The organism is Amycolatopsis lurida (assembly GCF_900105055.1).
Classification (GTDB): Bacteria; Actinomycetota; Actinomycetes; order Mycobacteriales; family Pseudonocardiaceae; genus Amycolatopsis; species Amycolatopsis lurida.
The window spans coordinates 6,496,609-6,519,438 of the sequence record NZ_FNTA01000004.1 but is presented as its reverse complement, the minus strand read 5'-3'; the positions used below and the strand labels follow the sequence as shown (position 1 = coordinate 6,519,438).

Here is a 22,830-nt window from a genome sequence, read left to right as displayed (position 1 = left end):
GTGGGCCCGACCGCACTTCGCTACCGCACCCTGCACCCGACGTTGCGAAAGCCACTTTCGCAACGTTGAAGGTTGCGAAAGTGGCTTTCGCAACCCGCCACCTTTGCCCTATCGAGGACAGCGAGAGGGTGCCGCCTCACTCGTCCCGAATCACCCACGAAATCGGGTGGAGGCGGCCCCCGACGTCCGCCTCCACCCGGGCCACCTAGCGCGTCGGCTGGGTGGAGTTCGACGGCGGCGCCTGGGAAGACGGCGGCGCCTGGGCGGTCGTGGAAGGCGGCGCCGGGGTGATCTTCGGGATCGCCGCGCTGAACGGCACGTCCGTCCTTTCCAGACAGTAGCTGCGGTAACCGTTGTAACCGTTGAGGTTTCCGTCGTGGTCCTGGACTCCCCGTTCGAGACGCGGACGCGGATAGCGGTTGTCGTCGCCGATCCTCCGCTTCTCACCCGTGCTCCGCTCACAGGCGTACCTCGTCGTGCTGAGCGGGCGGCCGTTCTCGTCGTAGAGGTAGATCTCGGTCAGCGGTTTGCCCTCGGCGTCGAACGCGTAGATGTTCTCCACGTCCTGGCTTCCGTACATCAACTGCGGGTTGCCGTAGTTGTCGTTGTAGTTCGGCGTGTAGCCGCTGTTGTAGGAACCGCCGCCGTAGGACCGCTTCGCGATCAGGTCGACCGCCGCGCCCGCACCACCGAGCATGCTGCCGATGACGAACGCCGAGATCGGCACGGCCAGCCACAGCAGCCGCCGGTCGGCCTTCAGCTTCGGGCCCGCCCAGACGACGGCCACGGCCGCCAGCAGCATCAGCGGCAGGAGCAGCACGGCTTCGGTGTCGCGGAGCACGAGCAGGAGGCCGAAGACGACCAGCACCGCCGCGCACAGCACCCACCACGCCGGTTTGAGCGTGCGGAAGTAGTTCAGCCCCTTGCTGTTCCGGTCCTTCTGGAACGAGGTCGCGATCTCGCGGAGTTTGACCACCTCGGGCAGTTCCGCGATCGGGGCGACTCCCTTCCGGACCACGTAGGCGACGCTGATCGCGAGCACGGGCGCGACGAAAAGCAGGCCCAGCAACGGTTCCACCCGGACCCACACCGCGGCGGCGAAGCCGAACAGCGCGAAGCCCCCGACCGAGAACACCAGGCCCCAGAACGCGAACCGCGCTCCGCCGATCCCGGTCTTCACCTTCAGTACGGTGGTCTTGTCGCCCGCGTCGGCCGGACGCGGCGGATAACCACCGGACGCCCGCAGTTCGGCGGCGTAGCTTTCGGGGCTGCCCAGCCGCTCGATCAGGGCGTCGACCTTCGGGTTGTCCCCCAGTTCCGCCTCCATCTCGGCGAGATGGGGCCGGACGTCTTCGAGGATTTCCTCGACTTCGCTCTCGGGCAGGTCGGCGAGCGCGCTCCTGACCCTCGCCAGATACACCCGCACGGCGGTCGGATTCTGCGTGCTCATGCTGCCTCTCCCAACAGGCTGTTCATCGTCGTGGCGAAAGTCCGCCAGGTCTGCCCCGACTCTTCGAGCCGCTGGCGACCCGGCTCGTTGAGGCTGTAGTACTTGCGGTGCGGGCCTTCTTCGCTCGGCACCACATAGGACGTCAGCAGGCCTGCCTTGTACAGGCGCCGAAGCGTCCCGTACACCGAAGCGTCGCCCACTTCCTGCAACCCCGCGATGCGAAGTCTTCGAAGCACGTCGTAGCCGTAGCCGTCCTCTCCGCGAAGCACCGCGAGAACGGCGAGGTCCAGCACGCCTTTAAGTAGCTGACTGATCTCCACAGTCGCGTCCCTCCCAGTCTTACGCAACAGAAGGTACCACGCATTGCACAGTAGTGCGCACGGCGGAAGCGACTTGCGTCCCACGGGTGGTTCATGGGTTACTTAGTCCAGTAATGAACCACCGCACCCAGCACGGGTGCACGAAGACTGGGGACGGAGGTGTCGTGCTCGACGAAGGAACACCCCTGTTCGTGCAGATCGCCGAACAGATCGCCGACGACATCGCCGAGGGAAGCCTGGCCGAGGGGGAACGCGTGCCGTCAACCAACGAACTCGCCGCCTTCTACCGGATCAATCCGGCGACGGCGGCCAAGGGGATCAACGTGCTCGCCGATGACGGCCTGCTCGAGAAGCGGCGAGGCATCGGCATGTTCGTCGCCGCCGGCGCGCGGCAGAAGCTGCTCACCGACCGGCGGCAACGGTTCGCCGAGCAATACCTCGACCCGATGCTCAGCGAAGCGCGACGCCTCGGCATCGACGACGAAACCCTGATCTCGCTCATCCGCGGGAACGGACACCGGAACGGAGGGCCCGCCGCATGACGCCGACCATTTCGACCACCGGCCTGACCCGGCGCTACGGCGACCATCTCGCGCTCGGCGATGTCTCGGTCGACATCGAAGAAGGCAAGATCACCGGCCTGCTCGGCCGCAACGGCGCGGGCAAGAGCACCTTCCTGCGCATCGTCACCGCGCAGGAGTTCGCCAGCGCGGGCTCGGTCCGCGTGTTCGGCGAGAACCCGGTCGAGAACGAGCGTGTGCTGAAGCGCCTGGTGCTCGTCCGCGAAGACCAGCAGTTCCCGGATTTCAAGGTGCGGCACGCGCTTTCGGCCGCGTCGTGGTTCTATCCGAACTGGGACTCCGAACTCGCCGACACGCTGCTCCGCGATTTCGACCTGCCGACGAAGCGCCCGATCAAAAAGCTCTCGCGAGGGATGCGCTCGGCGCTGTCCATCACGATCGGGCTCGCGGCGCGAGCGGAACTCACGCTGCTCGACGAGCCGTACGCGGGCCTCGACGCCGTCGCACGCCAACTGTTCTACGACCGGTTGCTCGACGACTATTCGACCCATCCGCGCACGATCCTGCTCTCCACGCACCTGATCGACGAAGTGGCCGATCTGCTGGAGCACGTGGTGATGATCGACAAGGGCCGCGTCGTCCTCGACGCGGCGGCCGACGAACTGCGCGGCTCGGCCGTGACGGTCTCGGGCCCCGCCCTCGCGGTGGACGACTTCGTCACCGGGCGCCGGGTGCTGCATCGCCGCAAGATCGGTTCGCGGGCTTCGGTCACCGTCGCCGACGCGATCGACGCCGCTTCGAAGGCGAAGGCGAAGGCCCTGCACCTGAAGCTCGAGCCGTTGTCACTACAGCAACTGATGGTGCACACCTCCAACGGACAGACCGCAGAGGAGGCGTCCGCATGAACACCCTGATCAACGTCGCGCGCTACCACCTGGTGGACCGCCTCCAATACGTCGTCCTCCCGGTCGGCATCACATTCTTCGCCTTCGGGGTGAACCTCGCGATCTTCTCGCTGCTCCCCGAAACACCGAACGAGAACTACTCCGGCGGCCTGTTCACGCTGTATGTGTTCATGCTCGTCTGCGGCGCCTTGAGCATGACGAAGTCGCTGCCGTTCGGGCTCGCGCTGGGCGTGTCGAGGCGGTCGTACTACCTGGGCACGATCCTGCTGGTCGCCGGGCTGTCCGCGCTGTACGCGGTGGGGATCGTCGTGTTCCAGGCGATCGAGAACGCGACCGGCGGCTGGGGGCTCGGGCTCAACTACTTCCGGGTGCCCTGGCTGCTCGACGGCCCCTGGTACCTGACCCTGCTCACGTCGTTCGTGTTCCTGACGCTGATGTTCGTGTACGGCATGTGGTACGGCCTGATCTACCGGCGCGCCGCGGTGGTGGGTGTCGTCCTGTTCGGCGCCGCGCAGGTTCTGGTGCTGCTGGGCGGGGTGCTGCTGCTCAGCTGGACCGATTCCTGGCCGAAACTCGGCACGTTCTTCAGCACACTGACCGTCGGCGGCGTGACCGGCGTGCTCGCCCTGCTGGTCTGTGTCGCGGGGGCCGGCGGATTCGCCACGATGCGCCGCGTCACGGTCTGAAACCCTTCCACACCAAGGAGTTCCGTTATGGCCGTAGCTCATGTGGTGCTGTCGGTGCTGCTGGCCGCGATCTTCGCCGCGCTGGGGGTGGCGAAGATCCTGCGTCAGCCGGCGTTGGTCTCCCGGACCGAGAGGCTCGGCTTCTCGGTCCAGGCGATCCAGGGAATCGGCGCGCTCGAACTCGCGGGGGCGGCGGGCCTGGTGGCCGGGTTCTTCTGGCGGCCGCTCGGAGTCGCGGCGGCGATCGGCCTGGTGGCCCTGCTCATCGGGGCGGCGGTCTCCCATCTGCGGGCGGGCGACGGGATCAAGGACGTCGTCCCGCCGGTCTGGCTCGCGCTGGTCTCGGCGGCGGCCGCCGTCACCGCGATCGTCTAGGCGGAACTCGCGTGCTTGAACGCGTAACTCGCGTGCTTGAAGGCGTCATACACCAGTTACGCCTTCAAGCACGCGAGTTACGGCTCAAAGCACGCGAGTTGCGGATTCGCGGGCGTGGTCCCGGATACGTCCGACTACAAGGGAACGCCGCCAGGCTCGCGTGACCTCTGCCAGCCATGCCGCTTCGGTGGCGATGTCCGGCTCGTCGAGGTAGGTCGCCGGAACGTCGTCGGGGGCGTACCGGCGGCCCGCCTCGAAGGCCACGAGCGCGGCGGCCAAGGCCGCGGCCTCGATCGTCGCGGCGATCCGGGCTTCGGGGATCTTCGCCTTGCGTGCTTCGGCTTCCGCGACCGGCGGGACCTCCGGATCGAAGTAGGGCCGTAGCGCGAGATGGCCGTCCCGGATCTCGATGACCCTGCGGTACAAGGCGAATTCGACGCCGCCCGGCATACCGGGTCCCGGATCCAGCGCGATTCCCGGGACGGCTTCGCGCAGCGCGGCCCACAACGGTTCGATCCGGCGGTACGTCCGGTACGCGCCGATCAGCCGGAACGGCGTGGCCAGCGCGGGTCCCCACACACTGAGCGTCGCGCCCGCCCCGGCGAGCCCGACGCTCAACGCCGCCAGGATCGCCGAGAAGGTGTCCTCCCCGGCGTCGACCGCACCGGTGGTGGCGAGGATGTAGATGTCGTCGACGTCCCAGAAAGTCCAGCCCAGCGCGGAAACCCCGCCACCGACGAGCAGCCACAACCCGATGCGAAGCGGACCGGGATCGGCATGACGCGCGAAGCGGGCGAAGATGATCGAGAAGGTCAGCAGGCTGATCAGACCGTAGACGAGGAAAAGGACGTTGTACGCGACGAACCAGCCGAGCCTGCCCGGCCCGGCGGCCGTGTGCTCGCCGACACGATGGCTGCCGGAGAGGACGAAGAGCACGATCTCGGCGGCCACGACGGCCCAGGACAGCCGCGCGTGCCACCCGATCCGCTTGCCCTCCCCCAGTTTCAGTGAACGCGCGAACGCGACCGCGAAGGCCATCGCGCCGATCTTGAGCAGGTCGGCCGCCAGGTTCAGGAGGCTGCCGACGGGTTCTTCGACACCGACGGCGTTCTCCATGGCCGGGGTGAGCAGCATGATGCCGCCCGCGATGCACATTCCGAAACCGCTGAGGAACCACATCCGCCGCGACGGCTGGGTGTGGCGGGCCTGGATCAGCTTGTAGCCGAAGCCCGCGAAGGCCACCACGCAGCAGAAGTACGCGATGGTTTCGGTCACGGCAGGCGCCGTTTCCGGCTGCCGAAGAGGTCGTCGACCCTGGCCATCCCTCCGGCGAGATCGCTCCCGCTCTCGTCGGGACGCGGGGCGCCGCGCACCGTCGTCCGCGCGACACGGCGCGCGAGAAGGCTGGCGAGCAATTCGGCCTCCTGCTCCTCGACGGCGCTGTAACTCGTGCGGCCGAGGACACGGCGGACGAGTTCGGGCGACAGGTTCGGCATGAGGGTCTTTCCCGCGGCGGCGTCGAGCACGATCCCGTCGGCCCCGGCGTCCGAACCGACGTGGCCGCACAGCAGATGGCCGACCTCGTGCAGCAGGATATGCCGCCGGTGCAGGGCGGTGGTGTTGGTCGGATAGAGAATGTAGTCCGCGCGCTCCGTGCTCATCAGCAGCCCGCACGGGCCACTGGAAGGGACGCTGACCTGCATCAATTCGATGGGACGGCCGCGTTCGGCCGCCAGTTCCGCGACGAAGCACTCGGCGTCGAAGGGTTCGGGAAGGCGGACGCCGTCGGCGAGACTCCGGCAGCGGCGCCACAACTCCTTACGACGACGGTCCACTCACGACTCCTTCTTCGGGCCGCCCCGTCCGGATTCCCTGCGGGCGATCGCGTCGATCATGTCGCTGATGGTGTCGAGTCCGTCGGGGGAAAGTGTTACGGCCCGCAGAGCGACGTCGCGGACACCAGCGTCGCGAAGGGCGCCGAGGAGCGCGAGTTCCTCGGCGATCTTGGCGCTCTGCTCGTCGTCGAAGAAGTACGCGGGCGAGACGCCGAAGAACTGCGCGAGCGCCTCGAGGTGGCGTTTCGTCGGATTGTCCCGGCGCCCCGTGCGCAACTGCCACAGGTACGTCGTCGAGAAGCTTTCGCCGGTCGCCTCGCGGCAGGCCTTGGCGACCTCCTCGTGGCTGTACGGCTCGCGATCGGGTCTCAGCACGATCTGGAACAGCTTGTCGATCTTCTCGGCGAGCGTCGTCTTACCGGGCTCGGTCGCGGCCACCATCCCACTCCCTACATGTCGTGCGCGTTCATGCTAGTTGACGCGGTGCCCACGGCGTACACGACAGTTTTCACCTCACGCGCGGCTTCGGCTGGCACCGCGGGCAGGAGAACGACGAACGGTTCATGAAGGGGTCGCGCCGGATGGCCGTCCCGCACCGGCCGCAGGGCAGCCCTTCCTGGCCGTAGGCGTCGAGCGACCTGTCGAAGTAGCCGGACTCGCCGTTGATGTTGACGTAGAGCGCATCGAACGACGTCCCGCCGGCGACCAGCGCCTCGGCCATCACGTCGCTGGCGGCGGTGAGCACGGCGCGGCCGTGGGCCGTCGTGAGCCGGTCGGTCGGACGGGCCCAGTGGAGCTTGGACCGCCAGAGCGCTTCATCGGCGTAGATGTTGCCGATCCCGGAGACGAGGGTCTGGTCGAGCAGGGCGCGTTTGAGCTCGGTCCGCCTCGACCGCAGCGCGCGGACGGCCTGGTCGAGGTCGAACCGCGGATCCATCGGGTCTCGGGCGATATGCGCGATGGTGCCCGGCAACGCCATCCCGTCGACCTCCGTGAGTTCCGCGAGTGCCAGCCCGCCGAAGGTCCGCTGGTCGACGAAGCGCAACTCCGGTCCGTTGTCGGCGAAGCGGAAGCGCACGCGAAGGTGCTTCTCGTCGGGTGCGTCATCGGGCTGGACGAGCATCTGGCCGCTCATGCCGAGATGCGCGAGCATGGCCTGACCGTCGGAGAGCTCCAGCCACAGATACTTGCCGCGGCGGCGGGCGGCGGTGATCTTCACCCCGGAAAGCCGTCCGCTGAAGTCCTCGGCACCGAGTTCGTGGCGGCGGATCGCGCGGGCGTGGAGAACTTCGACCTCGGTGATCGTCCGGCCCGAGACATGCGCCTCGAGCCCGGCACGGACCACCTCGACCTCGGGGAGTTCGGGCATACCGTCGATTCTCCCACCGGCACTCGTGAGTGGTGAGGACGGCCAGGAATCGGTACCGGCAAGGCAAAAAGCACGCATCCGCCGACCCTCGACAACGACCTGAACGGTCGCGTCAGTGGCGGCGGACTGCGATGGCGTTATTCATTCGCCTGCTCGGGTGTCAACGAACCGTCCCGTCGAAGAGGACTCAGGTCGTCTTCGGCGGCTGGTCCACGTCGAGCTCGGCCGAAAGCTGTCGCCAGGCCGTCTCGGCGGCCTTCTGCTCGGCTTCCTTCTTGGTCGTTCCCGAGCCATAGCCGAGTTCACGCCCGCCGACGAGGACGGTGGCGGAGAACTCCTTGCGGTGATCGGGCCCGGTGTCCTCGACCTTGTACTCGGGCACGCCGAGCCCTGCCGACGCCGTCAGCTCCTGGAGGCTGGTCTTCCAGTCCAGGCCGGCGCCACGCAGCGGCGCCTCGGCGAGCAGGTCGTCGAACAGGTGGTGCACGAGCTTGCGCGCGACGTCGATGCCGTGCTGCTGGTACGCGGCGCCGATGACGGCTTCGAGCCCGTCGGCGAGGATGCTCGCCTTGTCCCGGCCGCCGGTGAGCTCTTCGCCCTTGCCCAGCAACAGGTGCTTGCCCAGCCCGCCCTCACCGAGGCCGCGCGCGACCCTGGCCAGCGCGTGCATGTTGACCACGCTGGCCCGGAGCTTCGCGAGCTGTCCCTCGGCAAGTTCGGGATGGGTGTTGTAGAGGTGGTCGGTGACGACCAGGCCCAGCACCGCGTCGCCGAGGAACTCCAAACGCTCGTTCGGCGGCAACCCACCGTTCTCATAGGCATAAGAACGGTGGGTCAGCGACAGCGTCAGCAGCTCGGGTTCGATCGTGATCCCGAGAGCTTCGAGCAGTGGTGCGGGGTCCGCGGGTGGTCCACCGGCAGATTTGCCCCCCATGTCGTCGGCTGCCGATCAGGCGGGCTCGACGACCTGGCGACCGTTGTGCTGGCCGCAGGCCGGGCACGCGATGTGCTGGAGCTTCGGCTGCTTGCAGGCGCGGTTGGAGCAGGGCACCAGCTGAACCGGAGCCGCCTTCCACTGGCTGCGGCGCGCGCGGGTGTTGGATCGCGACATCTTCCGCTTCGGGACGGCCACGAGTAGATCTCCTTCAGACGGTCTGCCCGCGGTCGCGAGCGAACTTGCTTCTCCGGAACGAGCTGGTGCTCGTCAGGCTTGCTTTCCGGGGCCATCGGCCTGGTCATCGCCCGTTTCGTCATCGAAACGATCGACCAGCGCGGCCCACCGAGGGTCTATCTTCTCATGCCCGTGACCGGGCTCGAGATCGGCCCACTTGACACCGCATTCGATGCACAGTCCCCGGCAGTCCTCGGCGCACAGCGGGGCCAGCGGCAGCGCCAGCACCACCGCGTCACGGACCGTCGGCTCGAGGTCGATCCGGTCGTCCACCAGGCGGGGGATCTCGTCCTCGTCGGTGGTCTCCTCGGTCGCGGAACCGGGGTAGGCGAAGAGCTCGGTCAGGTCGACCTCGACGTCCTCGGTGATCGGGTCGAGGCACCGCGAGCAGTGCCCCGTCGCGACGGCGGACGCCGTGCCGCTGACGAGCACGCCCTCGACGACGGACTCGAGCAACAGGTCGAGTTCGAGGGTGGAACCGGCGTCGATGGTGATGACGTCGGGCACACCGAGCGCGGTCTCGACCGGGATCGAGCGTTGGACGGCCTTGCTCAGGCCGGCGTGACGGCCGAGTTCGCGGGTGTCGAGCACCCACGGGCTCCGGTCGTCCAGTTGCGCAGGCCTGGCCTGCGGCGACTTGTTCTCAGACATCGGTCACCAGGGTACGCAGGCCCCGCCACTCACTTTCGGGCGCGGTCGGTGAAGTCCGTGAAGACCTTGCCTACCCTCAAGGTGGCGATGGAGGCCTTCACCACCTCCGTTGCCGGATGACCGGCGCATGGGGGACTCTGAGCGACCCAAATGCGACATGGGGAACATCGGAAGCCGCCTACGGCGCGCCCGCGAAATCAGGGGCTGACCTGCGGAGTGATAGCAAAGGTCCCTTGCTCTCCGCGCTCCCGGGACGTGCTCGAGCGATCAGGACTGGTAGTCGTACAGCGACGTCCGGCTGTTGCCCGGCAGATTGACCGGGGACCGCAGGTGGTTGCGCCCGGAGTCGACCGTCCGCAGCGTGGTCGCCAGCAGTTCCGAGAACTCGGCCAGCTTCCCGTCGACGTAGGCGTCGCAGTCGCCGCGCTGCTTGTCGGCCTCGACGTGCGCCTCGTCGACGATGCGGGCCGCCTCGCCGTGCGCGGCCTGGACGACCTCGGTCTGGGCGACGAGCCGGGCCTGTTCGGCGCGGCCGTCCTCGATGGCGCGCTCGTAGGCGTCGCGGCCGGCCTGGATCATCCGCTCCGACTCGGCGCGGGAGCGGTCGGTGAGGTTCTGGAACTCGGCCTGCCCGGCGGCGACCATGCGCTCGGCCTCGGCGTGCGCGTCGCTCATCATCTGCTCGGCGCGGGCGCGGGCGTCGGCGAGGATGCGCTCGGCCTCGGCCTGCGCGTCGGCGACCGTGCGGTCGGCCTCGGTGTTCGCCGTGGTGATCGTCTCCGCCGCTTCGGTGCGGGCGGTCTGGATCAGCTGATCACGTTTGTCCAGGACGTCCTGGGCGTCGTCCACCTCGCCCGGCAGCGCGTCGCGGATGTCGTCGAGCAGTTCCAGGGTGTCCCCCCGCGGGACGACACAACTGGAGGTCATCGGCACGCCGCGGGCTTCCTCCACGATGGTGACGAGCTCGTCGAGCGCCTCGAAAACCCGGTACACGGCCCACTCCCTACCTACTGCTACAGCGATCCCCACATTCCCTGAGATCAGTTTGCCCTCATCGCCGCCGTAAGGGGTGAAAGCGCGCGGTACCGGGCGTGTCCCCGCCGGTACCGCGCGCCACCTACCGCAGGGTGAGCCCGGGATCCGTGACCAGTCTGCTCAGCTGGCCGTCGGACAGTGGCGAGCCACCGTCGACCGCGCTGTCGGTCACGGTCACGGACGTGCCGTCGGCCCGGTACACGACCGCTCCGCGCGTGGCCTCGAATTCACCGGGAGGCAGTGACGGGACGATCCCGGAGAGGACAACGGTGCTTCCGTCGGCTTGGGGCAGCTTCACGCAGTCCACCGGTTCCCCGCTCGTCACGCCGGAGATGTCCGCGTCGAGCCCGGCGAGGGCCTTTCGTCCCGGCTTACAGCTGTCTTCGAGGGAGAAGCCCAGCTTGGCGGCCTCGGTACCGCTGATCGTGATGACGAGGGCGCGGGTGAAGCCGCCGGCGTCCCGATACCCGGCCGTGGCGACGAGGACGTCCCAGTCGTTCTCGGTCCGCAACTGATGGATGGAGCGGACCTGGATGTCTCTGGCCCCGGTGAGCACGGCGGGCAGCGTGGCCGTCAGATGCCCGGTGATCCGCGCTTTCTGAGCCGTCAGATTCACCTTCGGCGATACCGGTGGCTTCGCTGGAACGGCCACCGAGGACGTCGGCACGGCCGGTGGCACCAAAGGATCGTCTCCCGGCGCCACGAACACCACCGCGGCCGCGATCACCGCCAGCGTGGCCGCCCCGGACAGTCCCATAGCCCGCCGGTTCCGCGCCTTCTTCGCCGCCGTCTCGGCGACCTCGTCCGGGTCGAACCCGAGCGGGGGCTCGGCCAGTGTGATCCCGCGCAGCCTGTTCTCGAGTTCGTCCATCACTCGCTCCTCCCGGAGACAGCCTCGTCGTGCTGTCTCTGAAGGGCCGCGCGGAGGACGTCGAGTCCTCGCGCGGCCTGACTCCTGACCGTCCCTTCCGAACAGCGCAGCGCGACGGCGACCTCCGCGACCGGGAGATCGGCGCAGTAGCGCAGCACGACGGCGGCGCGCTGTTTCGGGGGAACTTCGGCGAGGGCGCGAAGCAGCGAATCCGAGATGCCGGCATCGGCCGGGGCCACGGGCTCTTCGGGGACGACGCCGTCGCGGTTCTCTCTGCTCCGCCATGGTCGTCGCCGCTCGTCGAGCCAGCAGCGCATCAGGATCTGCCTCGTGTAGTTGTCTACGGGCCCTTTCCGGCGGACCTTCGGCCAGACCCGGTACAGGCGTACGAGCGCGGTTTGGACCAGATCCTCCGCGAGATGCCAGTCGCCGCAGAGCAGATACGCCGTCCGCCGGAGCGGTAGCGCCTTGTCCCTGGCGAACTCCCTGAAGCTCGCATCGTCCCCAGACCGCATCGTGCCTCCTCGTCCGTGTTCCCGATGTATCTCACGGATGAGGAGGCACGAAATGTTGCACGGACGGATCAGCCGGCGAGGTTCACCAGCTTGAAGGTCGCGTAGCGGTCCGGCGTGTAGACGATCTCGCCGCCCTTGCCGGAGATCACGCGGTCGCTCGTGCCCACCGGGAACAGCTGGTAGTAACCGGCGGCGCACGACGGCAGCACACCTTCGCGGTTCTCGTAGACCGTGCCGGTCGCACCGCCGCGGGCCTTGTCCACCACGGACTTCGCCGCGGAGGACAGCGTCGAGTAGCCGACCTTCGCGAGCTTCGAGGTGTCGCCGCAGGACGGTGCCGGGGCGCCGTCGGCGTCGATCACGGAGAAGGTCTTGTAGTGGTCGGCGGTGTAGAAGTGCTCGCCGGCGTTACCGGTGACGATGCGGCGCGCACCGCGATCGGGCGAGCCCGGCGTCGGGACCGTGTACTCGCGGTAGTAGCCCGACGCGCACTTCGGGAGGATGTTCTCCCGGTTCGAGAAGACCGTGCCGTCCTTGTCCGGATACGGGAACGGGCCACCCTTCTGGATGAGGTTGTAGGTCGTCGTGGCCTCGGCGGGCAGCGACGACAGCGACACGTGCTTGAACCCGGTGAGATCCCCGCACGGGTTCTGCTGGATCGAGACGGGGGCGGCCGTGGCTTGCGCGGCACTCAGCCCACCGAAGAAGGTGACTAGCAGAACGAGCAGCGCGGCGGCGATCCGCGATCGTTTGTTGGTCATTTTCGGACCGTAACCCGATCGTGTATTCACCAGAAGGCGTCGAGATGAACTCTTCATCGCCGCCCACCAGCGTCCGACCAACGGCTTCGGCCGTTCGGGTCAACCTCGTTCGGAGTACTTCTCCGAGAGGCGTTTGAACACTACCGGCGGCACCAGGTGCTCGATGTCGCCGCCGAGCGCGGTGACCTCTTTGACCAGCGAGCTCGACACGAACCCGTACGCCGGGTTGTTGGCCATCAGCAGCGTTTCGAGCCCGGTCAGCTCGCGGTTCATCTGCGCCATCTGGAGCTCGTAGTCGAAGTCGCTGACCGACCGCAGGCCCTTCGCGACCGCGATGATGTCGTTCTCGCGGCAGTAGTCGACCAGGAGTCCTTGCCACGAGTCCACGCGCACGTTCGGCAGCTTCGCGGTGATCTCGCGAAGCATGTCCATCCGCTCCTCGGTGGTGAACAGGCCCTTCTTGCTCTTGTTCACCCCCACCGCGACGACGACCTCGTCGAACAGCTTGGCCGCCCGCTCGATGATGTCGAGATGTCCATTGGTGGCCGGGTCGTAGGACCCGGGACAGACCGCACGCCGCATGGCGCGGACGCTACCAAGGCGAGGAACCTCCTGCGCGTTCTGCGCGCTCTGCGTCACACCTGATATTCGGCCCAGTAGAGCGCGGTGTCGCCGTAGCGCTTCGTCCGCATCGGCTCGAAGCCCGGCGGCCAGTCCGGCTCGCCGTCCCGCGCGGCCCGCTCGATCACCACCAGCGCGCCGTCCGTGACCCATCGGCCTGCCGCGAGCGCGGCCATGACCTCACCCAGACGGGTGGAATCCACAGCGTAGGGCGGATCGGCGAGGACGATGTCGAACGTTTCCGGCGCCGGAGCGGCCACGACGGACTCGACGGCCCCGGCCCGGACCGCGCCGCCGAGCCCCAGCGCGGCGACGTTCCCCTTGAGCACTTCGACCGCGCGCCGGTCCGACTCGACGAACAGCGCGCCGGACGCGCCACGGGACAAAGCCTCCAGCCCGAGCGCGCCCGAACCGGCGTAAAGGTCGAGGACCTGGGCCCCCTGCAGCTCGCCGGCGACCTCCAGCGCGTTGAACAGCGCCTCGCGCACGCGTTCCGACGTGGGCCTCGTGCCCTTCGGCGGGACCTTCAGCCGCCTGCCGCCCGCGGTCCCCGCCACGATCCTGGTCATGGGTGCATCGTGCCTCAACGCCCTCCATCGTGACGTTGGCCGGGACTTGGTGAAGCCGCCGCCCAGCTCGCGTAGAGTCGTCCTTCGCCCTCGGAGGCGATAGAAGCGTTTAGGAGCGTTGCGTGTCCGAACCTCGGGTCAGACGGGCCGAGATCGCCATCGAGCAAGCCCATGTGGACACCGTCTACACCCGGCTCGCCGAATTGCGAGCCCAGGCTGAGGCCATGCGTACCAAGGGCTATGAGATCGGCCATGGCGCCGGGCGGGAAGCCATTTTCGAGCAGGCGTCCATGCTGTTCGAGCGGGACATGATGGTGTACCACGCCAATCAGACCCTCCAGACCCTCGACGCGGAGTACGAGGGGCTGGTGTTCGGCAGGCTCGACCACCTCGACAACGACCACATCTACGTGGGCCGTCTCGGCATCCGCGACGCCGAGTTCGACAACCTCGTCACCGACTGGCGCGCGCCCGCGGCCGCGGCGTTCTACCAGGCGACGGCCGAGGAGCCGATGGACGTCGTCCGGCGCCGGGTGATCCGGTGCTCGGGCCAGACCGTGCTCGACGTCGACGACGACGTCCTGATCGCCGACGCGGTCCCCGACGGCATGCAGATCGTCGGCGAAGGCGCGCTGATGGCCGCCCTCGGACGGTCGCGTGGCGAGAAGATGCGGGACATCGTCGCCACCATCCAGAAGGAGCAGGACGAGGTCATCCGGGCGCCGTGGCGCGGGGTCACGGAGATCACCGGCGGCCCCGGCACCGGCAAGACCGCGGTCGCGCTGCACCGCGCGGCGTACCTGCTCTACCGCCACCGCCGCCAGCTCGGCGGCGCGGGCGTGCTGGTGATCGGCCCGTCCGGGGTGTTCACCAGCTACATCTCGCGGGTGCTGCCGTCGATGGGTGAGACGAACGTCGAACTCCGCGCGCTCGGCGAGGTCCTCGACGGTCTCGAAGCGACCCGTCAGGACCCGGCGCCGCTGGCGGCGATCAAGGGATCGCTGCGGATGCGCAAGATCCTGCTGCGCGCGCTGCGGGACACCCCGGAAGACGCGCCCGAGGACATGAAGATCGTCTACCGCGGCGAGGTGCTGCGACTCAACGCGCGCGAGCTCGACAAGGTGCGCCGCAAGGTGCACACCGCGGGCGGGCCGCCGAACCGATCACGGATCCGCGCCGCCGAACTGCTGCTCGACGCGCTCGCCGCGAAGGCCGAGCAGCACGCGAAGGACGACGGCCGTCAGATCGACAAGGCCGAGCTGATCACCGAACTCGGGGAGCGCATCGAGTTCCACCGGTTCCTGGTGGTCTGGTGGCCGATCCTGTACCCGGCGCAGATCCTGCGCTGGCTCGGCACCGAGAAGCGGCTCGCGTCCGCGGCGAAGGGCCTGCTCAACCGCGGCGAGATCAGCATGCTCGCGGCCGATTTCGCCGATCGCTCGCGCGGCTGGACCATCGCGGACATCGCGCTCCTCGACGAGCTGCGCGTCCTGATCGGCCCGCCGCCGAAGAGCCGCCGGACCCGTCAGAGCGTCGAGGTCAACCCGGAGCGCGGCGGCGCCCCGACCCGGCCCGAGCACTACGACGAGTACTCGCACGTGGTCGTCGACGAGTCACAGGACCTCTCGCCGATGCAGTGGCGGATGGTCGGGCGGCGCGGCAAGTACGCGAGCTGGACCGTGGTCGGCGACCCGGTGCAGAGCTCGTGGCCGGATCCGGCCGAGGCCGCGATGGCGCGGGACCAGGCCTTCGGGCTCAAGACGACCCGCCGCCGGTTCACGCTGCGCACCAACTACCGGAACTCGGCCGAGATCTTCGACCTGGCCGCGAAGGTCGTCGCCGGGCACGCGGAAGCCGACGAGCTTCCGCGCGCGGTGCGGCAGACCGGCGTCACGCCGGAGGTCCGGCCCGTCGAGGCCGCCGGGCTGGAAGCGGCGACGCAGGCCGCGGTGAAGGAAATGCTGGGTGTCGTCGAAGGCACCGTCGGCGTGATCACCGCCATGGACCGGGTGCCCGAGGTCGAAGGCTGGCTCGACGGGCTCTCGGACGAGCGGCTCAAGGTCGTCGGCAGTCTCGACTCCAAGGGCCTCGAGTACGACGCCGTCGTCCTGGTGGAGCCGAACGACCTCATCACGGAGTCGACCACCGGACGCCGGGTGCTGTACGTCGCGCTGACCCGCGCGACCCAGCAGCTGACCGTGCTCGCTTCGAACCCGGACTGGATCCCGGCCGCCTGATCACGCGTGTCGTCCATCTGATCACGCGTGTGGAGTTGCCCCCGGATGGCGGACACGGGGTTTTCACGCGGCTTGTTGGTGACTGTAGTTGGTTCGGGTTTCGTGGGGTGTGCGGTGGCCGAGTGTCGAATGTAGACGGTTGTGGTTGTAGTAGTGGAGGTAGCGGTATAGGTCGTGTCGTGCCTGGTGGCGGGTGGGCCAGATGGTGGTGCCGATCTCGGTTTTGAGGGTGGCGAAGAACGCTTCGGCGACGGCGTTGTCGTAGCAGGATCCGGTCCGTCCGATCGAGGGCCGGATCCGGTGTTCGGTGAGCGCGGCGCGGAACTGGGCCGAGGTGTATTGGACGCCGCGGTCGGAGTGGAAGACCGCGTCGGGGTGGATCAGGCCGCGTGCGGTGGCCAGGGTGATCGCGTCGCAGACCAGGTCGGCGCGCAGGTGATCGCCCATCGCGTGCCCGACGATCTCGCGGTTGTGCAGGTCGATCACCGTGGCCAGGTAAAGCCAGCCCTGGAACGTGGGCAGGTAGGTGATGTCCCCGACGAACCGACGACCAGGATGCTCGGCGGTGAAATCACGGCGGATCACGTCCGCCACCGGTGTCACCGCAGCAGCGGCGGGTTTGGTCAGGCTCCGGCGTTTGCGGCGGGTGATCCCGGCCAGGCCCTGCTCCCGCATCAGCCGCTCGACTCGTTTGTGGTTCACCACGTGTCCGCGGCGGCGCAGCTCCGCGGTGATCCGGGGCTGCCCATAGGCGCCCCGGTGCTGCGTGTGGATCGAGGCGATCACCGCTATCAGCTCCCGCTCCTGTTCCGCCGCGGCCTCCCGGGCCGCCTCGGCGGCGGCCCACTCGTGGAAACCCTGCCGGCGCAGACCCAGGACCTGGCACAACCGCTTCACGCCGAACTCGGCGCGATGCTCGGAGATGAACCGGTAGCGGTAGATCATCGATCCATCTCTTTGGCAAAATAAGCGGCTGCTTTACGCAGGATCTCCTTCTCTTTCTGCAGCTCAGCAACCTGCTTCCGCAACCGCTGCACCTCATCGGCGACCGCCGGATCCTCCACCGGCCCGACTTCCCCGGCCTGTTTCGCGGTGTTCACCCACGACCGCAGGGTCTCGTGATTGACACCCAGCTCACGAGCGATCTGACGCAACGGCCTGTCACTCGTGTTGACCAGCTCGATCGCGTCACGACGGAACTGCTCCGGATACTTCGACCTACGAGACACCAGGACATCCTCCCTCCAGACCAGCGTCTGGAATCAAGGTGTCCGCATCACGGGGGCAACTCCACGTGTCGTCCATCCGATCACGCGAGTTACGCCCCCAAGCACGCGAGTTACGTGCCTGATCACGCGAGTTCGGCGGTGCGGGATGGACGACACGCGTGATCGAACGGACGACACGCGTGACTGGATGGACGACACGCGTGATTCGGGGCGCGACTCACGTGGTTGGGGACGTCACTCGCGTGCTTGGGGGCGCGACTCGCGTGATTGGAGGCGTAACTCGCGTGATCGGGCGCGGAACACAAGAAGCGCGAAAAGCTGAAGGGCTCCTTCAGGACACTGGTGAATGCCCTGAAGGAGCCCTTCAGACCCCCGGTGAGTGAACGATGTGGGGACGCATCGCACGTCCAGGGGTATTTCTAGCGCCTCTTCGTTGTTCGGTGTCACGGCGATCTCACCGAACAACAACGCCGAACAACGAATCGGCCGTGGTCACGGGCACGGAGGCCGGTAATCGAGCCCCGGCAGGTGTTGTTCCCACTCGCCGGCCGTGATCCGCGGGTACACCGTCGCGCAGATGCGTTCGGCCGCCCGTTCGGGACTGGTCTCCCACAACCTCACGCTGCCGTCCGCGACCGAGCCCGCGAGGGTGTGGCCGTCCGGGGCGAACGCCACGGCGTTGACCCGGTCGACGTCGTCGGTCAGGTTCGCCGATTCGCGGACCGATCCCGGATCGGAGACGTCCCATAGTCGCACGGACCGGTCGTAGCTGCCGGTCGCGAGAGTCTTCCCCTCCCCGCTGAAGGCGACCGAGATGACGTTGTCGGTGTGCCCGGCCAGGAGCGCCTTCTCCCGCGGGGCCGCCGGATCGGTCACGTCCCACAGCCGGCCGGTGCGATCGGCGCTGCCGGTCGCGGCGAGTTTGCCGTCCGGGCTGTAGGCGACCGAGAAGACCGTGTCGGAATGCCCCTTCAGCACCGACAGCGGCTTCGGCGTCTTCGCCATCGAGACGTCCCACAACCGGGCGGTGTGGTCCCACCCGCCGGTGAGCAGGGTGCGGCCGTCGGGGCCGAACGCGAGCGAATGGACGTCGTCCTCGTGCCCGGTGAGGGTCGCGAGTTCGACCGGCCGCCGGATGTCGGCGACGTCCCACAGCTTCACGGTGTGCCCGCTGCCCGCGGTCGCGAGCGTCCGGCCGTCCGGGCTGAACGCGACCGGATCGATTTCGTCCTCCGGGCGGTAGAAGACGCCCGCGTCGACCGGCTTGCGCGGATCGGTGACGTCGATCAGCCGCATGGTGTGGTCCCAGGAGCCGGCGGCGAGCGTCCGCCCGTCCGGACTGAACGCGAGACCGCAGACGCCCTGGCCGAAGCCCGCGACCTTGCCCACCTCACGCGGGTTCCGGGTGTCGGAGACGTCGACCAGGCGCACCGCGCCGTCCTGGCTGCCGGTGGCCAGCAGCTTCCCGTCGGAGCTGAAGACCGCCCGGCAGGCCGACCTCGCCGGACCGCTGATCGCGGGACCCGGCAGATCCCACATCCGCACCGTCTGGTCGTCGCTCGCGGTCACGAGTGTGCGGCCGTCCGGGGAGAACACCGCCCAGACCACGGCCGCGGTATGCCCGACGAGCGCGGGTTTCTCGCGCGGTTTCGCCGGATCGGTCACGTCCCACAGCCGTGCGGCGCGGTCGAAACCGGTCGTGGCCAGCGTCGTCCCGTCCGGACTGAACGCCACGGACCGCACGATGGTCTTGTGCGCGGCCGTCGTCCCCAGCGGCGACGGGGCCATCGGGTCGGCGACGTTCCACAGGCGCGCGGTCTGGTCGATACTCGCGGTGGCGAGCGTCCGGCCGTCCGGGCTGAACGTCGCGGAGTGGACCCCGGCCGTATGCCCGCTCACCACGCCGAGCGGCTTGGCCTTGAGCGGATCGGCGACGTCCCACAACCGCGCGGTCTTGTCGGCGCCGGTCGAGACGAGCGTCCGCCCGTCGGGGGCGTAGGCGAGACCGTTGACGTTGCCGGTGTGCCCGGGGAGAGCGGCCGCCAGCACCGGCTTCATGGGATCGCGGACGTCGAACAAGCGCACCGTGCCGTCGCCGTCCGAGGTGGCCAGCACCGCCGCCTTCGGGCTGAACGCCACCGCGTTGACCCGGCTGGGATGCTCTCCGACCAGGACGCCCGGCCCGGGTTTCGCCGGATCGGCGACGTTCCAGAGTCGCGCGGTCTTGTCCCAGCCCGCCGTCGCGACCGTGGCGCCGTCGGCGCTGAAGGACACCGAGTTGACGTTCTCGGTGTGCCCGGAGAGCGTGGCCAGCTCGTTCGGGCGATGAGGATCCCTGACGTCCCACAGCTTGGCGGTGTGGTCCCAGCTGCCGGTGACCATCACCTGGCCGTCGCCGCGCAGGGCGGCCGCGTTGACGCGGTGGCCGTGCCCGCGGACGCGGGTCGAGTACGGCGACTCGAACATGCCGAGCACACTGCCCCGGGTGTCCACACTCGGATCGACGCGGTACGCCGCCAGCGCGAGCTGGGCGGCCAAGGCCGGATTCGTCGTCCGCATCTCGATGGCCTGCCCGGCGACCTTCTGCGCGAGCGCGCTGTTGCGCTGGCTGGTGGCGGTCTGCTCGGCACGGACGGCGTACGCCATCGCGGCCGTCGCCAGCACCAGCAGGACGGCCAGGAGCGCGACCAGCTGACGCAGCCTTCGGGTGCGGCGCCGGGCGACGGCCTGCTCGTGGTTCTCGATCGCGGCGCTCGCGTCGAGGAACCTGCGTTCACGCTGGGATAGCGCGCTGTCGTGCTCCGCCGCCCACTCCCTGGCGATGGCCAGCCTCGCGCCGCGGTAGAGCCAACCGTCGTCGCGGCCGACGGATTCCCAGGCGTCGGTCGCCTCGGTGAGCTGGCGGTGCACGCGCAGGCCTTCACGGTCCTCGGCGAGCCATTCGCGCAGGCGCGGCCAGCCCCGGATCAGCGCCTCGTGCGCGATCTCGATGCCGTTGTCGTCGAGCGTGACCAGCCGCGAAGACGCCAGCCTGTCCAGTACGACGGCGACGTCCGGGTCGTCGGCGTCCACCTCGTCGCGGGTGATGCGGCGTTTGGTGTCCTCGGTGCCTTCGCCGAGCGCGGTCATCCGCAGGAAGATCTGGTTCGCCAGCCGCTGCTGGTGTTCGGTCAGCGCGGTGAAGGTGTGCTCGGAGGTCTGCGCGACCGAGCGTTCGATCCCGCCGGTGGACTCGTAGCCGGTGAGGGTGAGGGTGTTGCCGTGACGGCGGCGCCAGGTTTCCAGCAGCGCGTGCGAGAGCAGCGGCAGCACGCCGGGCTGCCCGGTCGCGTCGGCGACCAGCCGCGAGACCAGCGCGTTCTCGACGCGGTATCCGGCGTCGATCGCCGGCCGCGAGATGGCCTGCCGCAGCTCCTCGGTGCTCATCGGGCCGACGAGGATCTGCGCGTCCTGCATGGCCTCGACCAGCTCGGGATGCCGTGCGCAGTGGGTGTAGAAGTCGGTGCGGATACCGAGGACGACCCGGGTCCGGCTCTCCGGCTCGGTCGTCGCGGTGACCAGCGCCGACAGGAAGGCCGCCCGTTCGTCGGTGTCCTGGCAGAGCGTGAAGACCTCCTCGAACTGGTCGACGACCAGCACGACGTCGCCGTCGCGGTCGGCGACCAGCTGGCGGGCGGCGAGGCCGAGGTTGCGCGGATGCTCGGTGAACTCCGCGAGCAGCCCGCCGGGCGCGAGCCCGAGGGCGGCGCCGAACTGGACGGCGCACTCCTGCAACGGCCTCGATCCGGGGGTCATCAGGAGCGTGATGGAGGTCTCGGCCAGTGCCGGAAGGAGGCCTGCCCGGAGCAAGGACGACTTACCGGAACCCGAAGCCCCGAGAACGGCCAAGAATCGTTGGCCCGAAAGCCTCGTGACGAGTTTTCCGACAAGTTGTTCGCGGCCGAAGAATCGGCTCGCGTCATCCGGCCCGAATGCGGTCAGACCGATATAAGGGGCGGATTCCCCATTCGACGGGGCAACCGGTGAATCATTGACTCCGGCGCGCGTCCGCTCGGTCACGTCGTGCCATCGCGCCTCCCACTCCTCCTCGGGGCCGTCGCACGCCCGGACATAGGCCAACGTGACCGCCAAGCTGGGCATCTTCTTCCCGCCGGCGGCTTCGGAGAGGGTGCCCGCGGAGTAGTGGGCGCGCCTGCCCAGCTCCCGGTACGTCGGATTTCCGGCCTTCTCCCGCAGCCGCCGGAGATCGGCGGCGAACCCCAGCAACGGATCATCCCCGGGGTCCAGCGGTCGTTCCGGACGCGGCACCTTTAATCCTTTCTTTTCAGTGGTTTTCCCAAGCTCGCATTAGGGGGCAACCGTACCGTGGAAACGGGGGAACTCCGCCGAGTACCGGGTACATCGAGCCGGTTAATTTCGATCGATTGACAGGCACGGGAAGGGATCGGGGACCCGAGGCGTTGTACCGACGCGTGACCTCCTTGCCTGACATCCCGCTGTCCGTGCTCGACCTCGCGCCCGTCGTGGCGGGAGGCGGTGTCGCGGATTCACTGCGCAACACTCTCGATCTCGCGCGCCGGACCGAAGCCCTCGGCTACCACCGGTACTGGCTCGCCGAGCACCACAACATGCCCGGTATCGCGAGCTCCGCGACCGCCGTGATGATCGGCCAGGTCGCGGCCGCCACCGAACGCATCCGGGTCGGCTCCGGCGGGGTCATGCTGCCGAACCACGCGCCGCTGGTGGTGGCCGAGCAGTTCGGCACCCTGGAGGCGTTCCACCCCGGCCGGATCGACCTCGGCATCGGGCGTGCCCCGGGCACCGACCAGCGGACCGCGCTCGCGCTGCGCGGCCCCGGCGGGCTCACCGCGGAGAACTTCCCGCAGCAGTTCGCGGAACTGCTGGCCTACTTCGAGCACTCCGACCAGCGCGCCGTCAACGCCGTGACCGCCGAAGGCAACAAGCCGCCGGTGTGGCTGCTCGGATCGAGCGGTTTCAGCGCGCGGATGGCGGGCGAGCTGGGCCTGCCGTTCTCGTTCGCGCACCACTTCAGCGCCGAGAACACGCTTCCCGCCGTGGCGCTCTACCGCGATTCGTTCAAACCGTCGGACGTCCTCGACGAGCCGTACGTGATGCTCGGCGTCTCCGTGGTGGCCGCCGAGACCGACGAGCGGGCCCAGTACCTCGCCGCCCCCAGCGGCCTGACGTTCCTCAGCCTGCGCAAGGGCCGCCCCATCCCGCTGCCGACGCCGGAAGAGGCCGCGGCCTACCCGTACACCGACATCGAGCGTGTGTTCATCGAGGACCGCGCCGCGAGCAGCATCATCGGTTCACCCGAGACGGTCCACAAGGGACTCGAGACCCTGCTGGCCGACACGGGCGCGAACGAACTGATGATCACGACCATGGTGCACGACCAGGCGGACCGGGTGCGGTCGTACGACCTGGTGTCCGAACTGGCCCGCTGAGGCGCTTCTCGCGCTTTCGGCGCAGTTCCGTGAAGGCCTCCTTGAGGGACTCTGGGTCCCTCAAGGAGGCCTTCGCGGATTTCCCGGCGTCTCTCACCCACCCCCGCGCCCCGAATGGACCAACGCGCCACCGGACACGAAAGAACGGACAAGACCCCCGCCCGCCTTTGTCACAAAAGAACAAGAATTCTCCGGTTACCAGGACGTGACGTCTTGATCACACCGAAGTTCTTGTCACCAG

At 68.6% G+C, this 22,830-nt stretch carries 24 protein-coding genes; 6 read left to right on the top strand and 18 right to left on the bottom strand.

What is annotated here, in order from left to right:
• Positions 1 to 205: 205 nt before the first annotated feature.
• The gene (locus BLW75_RS35930; RefSeq protein WP_034323450.1) at positions 206 to 1,450 is read right to left on the bottom strand and encodes a DUF1700 domain-containing protein; all 1,245 of its coding nucleotides are present in this window, start codon (positions 1,448 to 1,450) and stop codon (positions 206 to 208) included.
• A complete protein-coding gene (locus BLW75_RS35925) occupies positions 1,447 to 1,770 on the bottom strand; it encodes a PadR family transcriptional regulator (RefSeq protein ID WP_034323457.1) in 324 nt (107 codons plus the stop codon). Before BLW75_RS35925 ends, BLW75_RS35930 begins: the two co-directional genes overlap by 4 nt.
• A gap of 164 nt (positions 1,771 to 1,934) precedes the next feature.
• On the opposite strand from BLW75_RS35925, the gene BLW75_RS35920 reads away from it, so the two are divergent.
• The 4 genes from BLW75_RS35920 to BLW75_RS35905 are packed head-to-tail and all read left to right on the top strand — an operon-like array spanning position 1,935 to position 4,257.
• Positions 1,935 to 2,312 carry a GntR family transcriptional regulator gene (locus BLW75_RS35920; RefSeq protein ID WP_034323460.1) on the top strand — a complete coding sequence of 126 codons (378 nt, stop codon included), beginning with the start codon at positions 1,935 to 1,937 and terminating at the stop codon, positions 2,310 to 2,312.
• Positions 2,309 to 3,196, top strand: a complete 888-nt coding sequence (locus BLW75_RS35915) for an ABC transporter ATP-binding protein (RefSeq protein WP_034323463.1) — start codon at positions 2,309 to 2,311, stop codon at positions 3,194 to 3,196. Before BLW75_RS35920 ends, BLW75_RS35915 begins: the two co-directional genes overlap by 4 nt.
• On the top strand, positions 3,193 to 3,882 hold the full coding sequence (locus tag BLW75_RS35910; protein ID WP_034323465.1) for a hypothetical protein: 690 nt from the start codon (positions 3,193 to 3,195) through the stop codon (positions 3,880 to 3,882). Before BLW75_RS35915 ends, BLW75_RS35910 begins: the two co-directional genes overlap by 4 nt.
• A 27-nt stretch (positions 3,883 to 3,909) precedes the next feature.
• Positions 3,910 to 4,257 (top strand): DoxX family protein, encoded by a 348-nt coding sequence (locus tag BLW75_RS35905; RefSeq protein ID WP_034323468.1) that lies wholly within the window; start codon positions 3,910 to 3,912, stop codon positions 4,255 to 4,257.
• 84 nt (positions 4,258 to 4,341) lie between these two features.
• Here the strand turns inward: BLW75_RS35905 and BLW75_RS35900 are convergent, their stop codons facing one another.
• The 13 genes from BLW75_RS35900 to rsmD all read right to left on the bottom strand — a co-directional run bounded on the left by BLW75_RS35900 (position 4,342) and on the right by rsmD (position 13,655).
• Positions 4,342 to 5,532 carry an MAB_1171c family putative transporter gene (locus BLW75_RS35900; RefSeq protein ID WP_034323470.1) on the bottom strand — a complete coding sequence of 397 codons (1,191 nt, stop codon included), beginning with the start codon at positions 5,530 to 5,532 and terminating at the stop codon, positions 4,342 to 4,344.
• Positions 5,529 to 6,092: a hypothetical protein gene (locus tag BLW75_RS35895; protein ID WP_034323473.1), complete on the bottom strand. Its 564-nt coding sequence runs from the start codon at positions 6,090 to 6,092 to the stop codon at positions 5,529 to 5,531. The genes BLW75_RS35900 and BLW75_RS35895 overlap by 4 nt, the downstream gene beginning before the upstream one ends.
• A complete protein-coding gene (locus BLW75_RS35890) occupies positions 6,093 to 6,533 on the bottom strand; it encodes a helix-turn-helix domain-containing protein (protein WP_034323476.1) in 441 nt (146 codons plus the stop codon).
• Positions 6,534 to 6,600: 67 nt separating this feature from the next.
• Positions 6,601 to 7,461 (bottom strand): bifunctional DNA-formamidopyrimidine glycosylase/DNA-(apurinic or apyrimidinic site) lyase, encoded by an 861-nt coding sequence (mutM, locus tag BLW75_RS35885; RefSeq protein ID WP_034323479.1) that lies wholly within the window; start codon positions 7,459 to 7,461, stop codon positions 6,601 to 6,603.
• A 187-nt stretch (positions 7,462 to 7,648) separates the two neighbouring features.
• A complete protein-coding gene (rnc, locus tag BLW75_RS35880; protein ID WP_034323482.1) occupies positions 7,649 to 8,395 on the bottom strand; it encodes a ribonuclease III in 747 nt (248 codons plus the stop codon).
• 15 nt (positions 8,396 to 8,410) lie between these two features.
• Positions 8,411 to 8,593, bottom strand: a complete 183-nt coding sequence (gene rpmF / locus BLW75_RS35875) for a 50S ribosomal protein L32 (RefSeq protein WP_005160412.1) — start codon at positions 8,591 to 8,593, stop codon at positions 8,411 to 8,413.
• A 72-nt stretch (positions 8,594 to 8,665) separates the two neighbouring features.
• Positions 8,666 to 9,283: a YceD family protein gene (locus BLW75_RS35870; protein WP_034323485.1), complete on the bottom strand. Its 618-nt coding sequence runs from the start codon at positions 9,281 to 9,283 to the stop codon at positions 8,666 to 8,668.
• Between the two features lie 267 nt (positions 9,284 to 9,550).
• Entirely contained in the window at positions 9,551 to 10,276 is a 726-nt protein-coding gene (locus BLW75_RS35865; protein WP_034323487.1) for a DivIVA domain-containing protein, read from the bottom strand.
• Positions 10,277 to 10,400: 124 nt separating this feature from the next.
• Positions 10,401 to 11,189, bottom strand: a complete 789-nt coding sequence (locus BLW75_RS35860) for a hypothetical protein (protein ID WP_034323490.1) — start codon at positions 11,187 to 11,189, stop codon at positions 10,401 to 10,403.
• On the bottom strand, positions 11,189 to 11,704 hold the full coding sequence (locus BLW75_RS35855; protein ID WP_034323492.1) for a SigE family RNA polymerase sigma factor: 516 nt from the start codon (positions 11,702 to 11,704) through the stop codon (positions 11,189 to 11,191). Before BLW75_RS35855 ends, BLW75_RS35860 begins: the two co-directional genes overlap by 1 nt.
• A 68-nt stretch (positions 11,705 to 11,772) precedes the next feature.
• A complete protein-coding gene (locus BLW75_RS35850; RefSeq protein ID WP_034323494.1) occupies positions 11,773 to 12,465 on the bottom strand; it encodes a ribonuclease domain-containing protein in 693 nt (230 codons plus the stop codon).
• A 99-nt stretch (positions 12,466 to 12,564) separates the two neighbouring features.
• Positions 12,565 to 13,047 (bottom strand): pantetheine-phosphate adenylyltransferase, encoded by a 483-nt coding sequence (gene coaD / locus BLW75_RS35845; protein WP_034323497.1) that lies wholly within the window; start codon positions 13,045 to 13,047, stop codon positions 12,565 to 12,567.
• Positions 13,048 to 13,100: 53 nt separating this feature from the next.
• Positions 13,101 to 13,655 carry a 16S rRNA (guanine(966)-N(2))-methyltransferase RsmD gene (gene rsmD / locus BLW75_RS35840; protein WP_034323500.1) on the bottom strand — a complete coding sequence of 185 codons (555 nt, stop codon included), beginning with the start codon at positions 13,653 to 13,655 and terminating at the stop codon, positions 13,101 to 13,103.
• 122 nt (positions 13,656 to 13,777) lie between these two features.
• On the opposite strand from rsmD, the gene BLW75_RS35835 reads away from it, so the two are divergent.
• A complete protein-coding gene (locus BLW75_RS35835; RefSeq protein WP_034323504.1) occupies positions 13,778 to 15,892 on the top strand; it encodes a HelD family protein in 2,115 nt (704 codons plus the stop codon).
• Between the two features lie 63 nt (positions 15,893 to 15,955).
• Here BLW75_RS35835 and BLW75_RS35830 read toward each other — a convergent pair whose 3' ends face one another.
• The 3 genes from BLW75_RS35830 to BLW75_RS35820 form a co-directional block, all read right to left on the bottom strand.
• Positions 15,956 to 16,837 (bottom strand): IS3 family transposase, encoded by an 882-nt coding sequence (locus BLW75_RS35830; RefSeq protein ID WP_091599097.1) that lies wholly within the window; start codon positions 16,835 to 16,837, stop codon positions 15,956 to 15,958.
• Complete coding sequence (locus BLW75_RS35825) at positions 16,834 to 17,121, bottom strand: transposase (protein ID WP_167373559.1); 288 nt, start codon at positions 17,119 to 17,121, stop codon at positions 16,834 to 16,836. The genes BLW75_RS35830 and BLW75_RS35825 overlap by 4 nt, the downstream gene beginning before the upstream one ends.
• 492 nt (positions 17,122 to 17,613) lie before the next feature.
• On the bottom strand, positions 17,614 to 21,429 hold the full coding sequence (locus BLW75_RS35820; RefSeq protein ID WP_449500957.1) for an nSTAND1 domain-containing NTPase: 3,816 nt from the start codon (positions 21,427 to 21,429) through the stop codon (positions 17,614 to 17,616).
• A gap of 164 nt (positions 21,430 to 21,593) precedes the next feature.
• Here BLW75_RS35820 and BLW75_RS35815 point away from each other — a divergent pair, with 164 nt between their 5' ends.
• Complete coding sequence (locus tag BLW75_RS35815; protein ID WP_198935819.1) at positions 21,594 to 22,589, top strand: LLM class flavin-dependent oxidoreductase; 996 nt, start codon at positions 21,594 to 21,596, stop codon at positions 22,587 to 22,589.
• The last annotated feature ends 241 nt before the right edge of the window (positions 22,590 to 22,830 follow it).

What these genes read in the sequence shown, in the direction of transcription:
- BLW75_RS35930 (WP_034323450.1), bottom strand. Translation starts at nt 1,450, where the DNA reads ATGAGCACGCAGAATCCGACCGCCGTGCGGGTGTATCTGGCGAGGGTC.
- BLW75_RS35915 (WP_034323463.1), top strand. Translation starts at nt 2,309, where the DNA reads ATGACGCCGACCATTTCGACCACCGGCCTGACCCGGCGCTACGGCGAC.
- BLW75_RS35910 (WP_034323465.1), top strand. Translation starts at nt 3,193, where the DNA reads ATGAACACCCTGATCAACGTCGCGCGCTACCACCTGGTGGACCGCCTC.
- BLW75_RS35905 (WP_034323468.1), top strand. Translation starts at nt 3,910, where the DNA reads ATGGCCGTAGCTCATGTGGTGCTGTCGGTGCTGCTGGCCGCGATCTTC.
- BLW75_RS35890 (WP_034323476.1), bottom strand. Translation starts at nt 6,533, where the DNA reads ATGGTGGCCGCGACCGAGCCCGGTAAGACGACGCTCGCCGAGAAGATC.
- mutM (WP_034323479.1), bottom strand. Translation starts at nt 7,461, where the DNA reads ATGCCCGAACTCCCCGAGGTCGAGGTGGTCCGTGCCGGGCTCGAGGCG.
- rnc (WP_034323482.1), bottom strand. Translation starts at nt 8,395, where the DNA reads ATGGGGGGCAAATCTGCCGGTGGACCACCCGCGGACCCCGCACCACTG.
- BLW75_RS35870 (WP_034323485.1), bottom strand. Translation starts at nt 9,283, where the DNA reads ATGTCTGAGAACAAGTCGCCGCAGGCCAGGCCTGCGCAACTGGACGAC.
- BLW75_RS35860 (WP_034323490.1), bottom strand. Translation starts at nt 11,189, where the DNA reads ATGGACGAACTCGAGAACAGGCTGCGCGGGATCACACTGGCCGAGCCC.
- BLW75_RS35855 (WP_034323492.1), bottom strand. Translation starts at nt 11,704, where the DNA reads ATGCGGTCTGGGGACGATGCGAGCTTCAGGGAGTTCGCCAGGGACAAG.
- BLW75_RS35850 (WP_034323494.1), bottom strand. Translation starts at nt 12,465, where the DNA reads ATGACCAACAAACGATCGCGGATCGCCGCCGCGCTGCTCGTTCTGCTA.
- coaD (WP_034323497.1), bottom strand. Translation starts at nt 13,047, where the DNA reads ATGCGGCGTGCGGTCTGTCCCGGGTCCTACGACCCGGCCACCAATGGA.
- rsmD (WP_034323500.1), bottom strand. Translation starts at nt 13,655, where the DNA reads ATGACCAGGATCGTGGCGGGGACCGCGGGCGGCAGGCGGCTGAAGGTC.
- BLW75_RS35830 (WP_091599097.1), bottom strand. Translation starts at nt 16,837, where the DNA reads ATGATCTACCGCTACCGGTTCATCTCCGAGCATCGCGCCGAGTTCGGC.